This window comes from Methylocystis sp. (genome assembly GCF_051061285.1).
GTDB lineage: Bacteria > Pseudomonadota > Alphaproteobacteria > Rhizobiales > Beijerinckiaceae > Methylocystis.
Genome location: NZ_JBPFEA010000014.1, coordinates 1 through 4,471 on the forward strand (window position 1 = coordinate 1; position 4,471 = coordinate 4,471).

Genomic DNA, 4,471 nt, shown 5'->3' on the forward strand with positions numbered 1-4,471 from the left:
GGAGTGGTTTGAGACCAGCTCCTGAAAGCCGATCCCGAGGGGCCAACCCTCATCGTCGCCGCAGCTTGTGCGCACAGAAATCTCAGACCATTGCGATCATCCTTCCTGTGCGCCTCTGCAGCACACTGTCGTCCCCATGCAAACGCTCGGCCGCCATCACATGGGCTTCGATCAAGCGGCGGAGAGGATCGAGCGCCGCGCAGACCGCGCCCACCGCGTCGGCCATCGTCGACAGCGCGATCGGCGCGCCTTCCAATGCATAGCGCTCGGCCTGACGATTCAGCGGCTGGTGCTGTCCGAACTTCTCGAACACGATCATCGCCAGCAGGCTCGGGCCCGCCCACGCGCGGGGTATCGGATGGAACGGCGCCGGCGCTTGCGTGATCTTCTCGCAGTCCCGGCAGGTGAACTTCTCCCGCACAGTCTCGATCACTTTCCATTGACGCGGCGTCGTCTCCAGCGTCTGCGTCACATCCTCGCCGAGCTTGCGCAGGCGTGAACCGCCGCAGCAGGCGCAGGTCTTGGGCGTCTCGATCACGACGCGTTCGCGCGGCAGATGCTCTGGGAATGTGTTGCGCTCCGGCTGCTTGCGCTCGAAGCCGGCGACTGTCGTCATTTTGGCGACAGCGCGCTCCGCGGCGAGTTCGTCTTCCGTCGCGCTCGCTTCCAGTTCTTCGAGTTCGAGCGACAATTGATCGAGCAGCCGCACCGAGCGCTCCGACTTCTGCCCGTGAATCTGACGCTGCAACTTTGCGATCTGAAGCTTCTGCGCGGCGATCAGCGCCATGTCTTCCGACGCCTTCGCCCGCGCGACGGCCAGCTCCGCTTTCAGCACAGCGTTTTCGTCGAAAAGGGCTTTGGCCGCAGCGTCCATGAGCCGAAGTGAATCACAAAACGCGTGATTTGTGGCGCCCCAAAATGCACGCATCGCTACATTTTTTCGCCCCGCCCCGCCCAGATACCCGGCGCAGATTAGCCAGCGCTCTTGGGTCGCCACGTCAGCTGTGGGTTTCTCCAATCTATCCCTTCAAGCGACTGCGCATGTTAATGCCCCTCCTGGTGAGGCTGACAGATTCTGAGATCGAGGCGATCGATCTTGTGAGTTCGCAAACTTTGAATGCCGTCGTGGACATCGGTGTTGTCGCTGAAGAGGTAAGCCCCACTTGGCTGACGATCCACCAAGAGTCGTCCCTTCCTGATCTGCACGTAGAGCCAGTTCACCGGGATGCTCAGCTTAACAGCCATTTCTGGCGCGGTCAGCACATGGGCGCCGTGCGACCACCGGGTGCGCGGCGCGTTCACCTGCATGCCCGCAGCATGCCGGATTCGCTGAACCGTGATCGGGAGGACCTCGCTCTCGCTGTTGGGAGAACGATGCCCCTCGCTCGTAAGGACGGCGGCGATCTGATCGTCATACATGCCGGCACGCGCGAGGGTGAGCGCGCGATCTCGCATTTCCTCTCCTCTCGCGAGCTTGGCGACGGCGTTAACCCTGCGCTGGACGGCCAGCTCGGTCATAGCCCCGCCGCGCCAAACGATCCGGACCGAAGCGACGTCATGCTCGCCTCGGTCGAGCACGACTTTGTCGACGAGACACCGTAGTAAGGCCTTACGTTGAGCAGCGGTGGTGGTTGCGTCGCCCCAGATTTGAGGAAGACGGCCTGCCAGGCGGATGACCTTGCCTTGCATATCCTTGTCCAGGCCCATTTGAGCAATCGACTGGGGAGGCGCCTGTTGGACAAGAGCTTCTTCCGCCGCTCGAACCTCCGTCAGCGCCGCCTCCCAGCGACGTTCGAGTTCAGCGGCGACAAGACGATTATCGGGGTCCACTCGATTAAACTGACGCTCGGCCAAAGCGGCGGTGTACCGCTTTCGCTCGAGTTGGCGTTCGGCGCTTGCACGCAATGCGGCGTCCACTTGGAGCTGGGTGCGGCGAGCCCTTGACAGCGCATCGAGCTCGGCCGGCGCCAGCGCCGTCAGGAACGCGTCCGCCACGGCCTTATCGATCCGCGCGGCGCGCATTTCCTGGCATGTCGGCAAACCCTCATTCGAGCGCAGATGATTGCAAACATATTGCCCGCCGCCTTTGTAGCGGACGAACATTTTATGTCCGCATCGCCCGCACCAGGCGATGCCGTGCAAGAGGAGTTCGCCGTCGCGCGGCGCACCTCGGGTCTTGATGCGCATATATTCGGCTCGGTTGTCTTTTATCGTGGCGCAGATTTTTTCATAGGTCGGCCAATCAATGTAGGCGGGATATCGGTCTTTCACGACGATGCGCCATTCATCTATCGGCCGCCGCGCTTTGGCTTTCGCTGCGCCTTCGCGAACTGGCGTGTGCATGCGGGTCCGCCCATAGACGAAGGCGCCGGCATAAGCGGGATTTTTCAAGATTGACGCCACCGATGCGACCGTCGCGCGCGCCCAACGCGGATCGCCGTGATGATCGCGGCGGGGAAGATCCAGGCCGCGCTCATTGAGCACCCGCATGACCTTGGCGACGGCGCCGAACTTCAGGAACATCTCGAATACGAGCTCGAGACGCTCCTGAACCGCCAAGTCGGGGTCCTTGACCACGATGCCGCTCGGGTCGCGTAGCAGGCCGATCGGCAAGGTGAGCGCGAGTTCGCCACGCTCGGCCTTAGCGAGCAGGCCTGCGGTCAACCGGCTTCGGATGGTGTGCAACTCGAGTTCCGATATCGTTCCCTTCAAACCGAGGAGTAGACGGCCATTAGCGCTCCCAGGATCGTAGACGCCGTCGCGATCAGCAATCAGGCAGCCGCGCAGGCCGCAGATGTCCAAGAGCGGATACCAATCCGAGCAGTTGCGGGCGAGCCGCGTCACGTCGATCGATAGGATCAAGCCGACTTCGCTGAGGCTAACGCGCCCCACCAACTCCTTGAAGCCGCTGCGAACCGCGGCGGACGCGCCGCTGAGGCCAAGGTCGGCGTCGATTACGTCGATGTCCGCCTCATGCCAGCCGAGTTCGTGAGCGCGCTGGCGGAGGGCGTACTGAAGCCGAAGGCTTTCCTGATTGCTCACCACCTGATGGGGCGTCGACTGGCGAACGTAGACGACCGCTTTGCGCGTCAGATGAGTTGGCTTGACCAGTTCCGACTTCACGGGAGATCTCCGCCAGAACTGCGGCGAGGTCGTCGACGATCTGACGCCGTAGAGCAGGCGGCAGTGTCGCCCACAGATCTCTCGGATCCATGCTCATGGCATTCGAGACCTTCTACCGCAAAAACAAGTTCACGAAGCGCCTCTATGCTCAATTTAGTCTGATTCGTTCCGTGCTGACACAGCTCCGTGGCAATTACCGGGATTAATAAGCTTCGCCCATTCAGATATTCGACTTCGTAGGATGGCGGGAAGTTGCCGCCGCGATGAGCCACGCGCCTGATTACGCGGAACGATCGTCCGTAAAGCGGGTGGCGCGGATCCTGAACCTGAACCACCTCCAACAAGGATTCGTCAGACTCACCAGAGGGGACATTCCTGAATGCCTTCGAGCATATAGGCCATCTGACCGGCCGAAATCGACACCGCGCCCGCCGTCGCCGAGGGCCAGATGAACTTTCCGCGGTCGAGCCGCTTGGCATAGAGCGACAAACCGATCCCGTCGTGCCAGAGGATTTTGGCGAGATCGCCGCGGCGTCCGCGGAAAATGTAAGCTGCCGCCGCCAGGTGAAAAGTTGATTGGCGTTGAGATCGTAGCGTCGCGCCACCTCGGCTATCGAGGCGCCTTCCGCAAGGCTCTCGTCGACGACCCGACGCTTCTCCTCCCGCGTCCAGGTTCGTCGGGCGCGCCGGGCCCGCGTGAGATCACCATTCGACATCAAACAATAGTGTCCACTTCGAATAAGTGGACACGATCATCGAGCCACTCTTACTTAATCTATCCTTGAGCTCACGACCAATGCCAGGCGGCCCTCCCCGCAGGGCTGTTCAACGCTCTGTGCTTTGGTTTGACCGAGAGGAATGATTTTTCGCTTTTCAGGTGTGGAAGTGTCTGAATCTATGGGGAGCAACCCGAATCGGAGGTTGCTTTATGACGACGATCGATCTTGCATCCTGTCTTGCCGCCATCCCGGATCGGCGGGGCGCCGAAGGAAAGATTTACGGCCAGGTCGGCGTCATCCTGTTTTCGATCATCGCCATGCTGAGCGGCGCTCGGTCGTATCGCCAAATCCACGCCCTGATCCGCGCGAGGCTTTGCGTGCTCAATGCGGCTTTCCCGGACGCTGCGCTGCGACGAGCGCCAGCTTACACCTCCGTGCGCGGAATCCTGCGCCAACTCGATCCGAACGAACTCGAGCAGGCGTTTCGTCGTCATGCGGAAAGTCTCGACGTTTCCTGCGCCGCCGCGCCGTCCCGCTTCATCGCCATCGACGGAAAGACGTTGCGGCAAAGTTTCGACGCTTTCGCCGACCGCAAGGCCGCGCATGTGCTCAGCGCCTTCGCCGTCGAC

General features: G+C 61.6%; 3 protein-coding genes and 2 pseudogenes. 1 reads left to right on the top strand and 4 read right to left on the bottom strand.

What is annotated here, in order from left to right; genetic code table 11:
* Window positions 1-118 precede the first annotated feature (118 nt).
* The 4 genes and pseudogenes from ACR65T_RS05085 to ACR65T_RS05100 form a co-directional block, all read right to left on the bottom strand.
* A pseudogene (locus ACR65T_RS05085) lies at window positions 119-874 on the bottom strand (IS66 family transposase); the annotation flags it as partial.
* A gap of 170 nt (window positions 875-1,044) precedes the next feature.
* Entirely contained in the window at window positions 1,045-3,123 is a 2,079-nt protein-coding gene (locus ACR65T_RS05090; protein WP_434495470.1) for a recombinase family protein, read from the bottom strand.
* A 357-nt stretch (window positions 3,124-3,480) separates the two neighbouring features.
* Window positions 3,481-3,687 carry an IS66 family insertion sequence element accessory protein TnpB gene (gene tnpB / locus ACR65T_RS05095; protein WP_434495472.1) on the bottom strand — a complete coding sequence of 69 codons (207 nt, stop codon included), beginning with the start codon at window positions 3,685-3,687 and terminating at the stop codon, window positions 3,481-3,483.
* Window positions 3,681-3,839 (bottom strand): annotated as a pseudogene (locus ACR65T_RS05100) (transposase); the annotation flags it as partial. The gene tnpB and the pseudogene ACR65T_RS05100, both read right to left, overlap by 7 nt.
* Before the next feature lie 212 nt (window positions 3,840-4,051).
* On the opposite strand from ACR65T_RS05100, the gene ACR65T_RS05105 reads away from it, so the two are divergent.
* On the top strand, window positions 4,052-4,471 hold a 420-nt coding region (locus ACR65T_RS05105), incomplete at its 3' end, for a transposase family protein (RefSeq protein WP_434495471.1).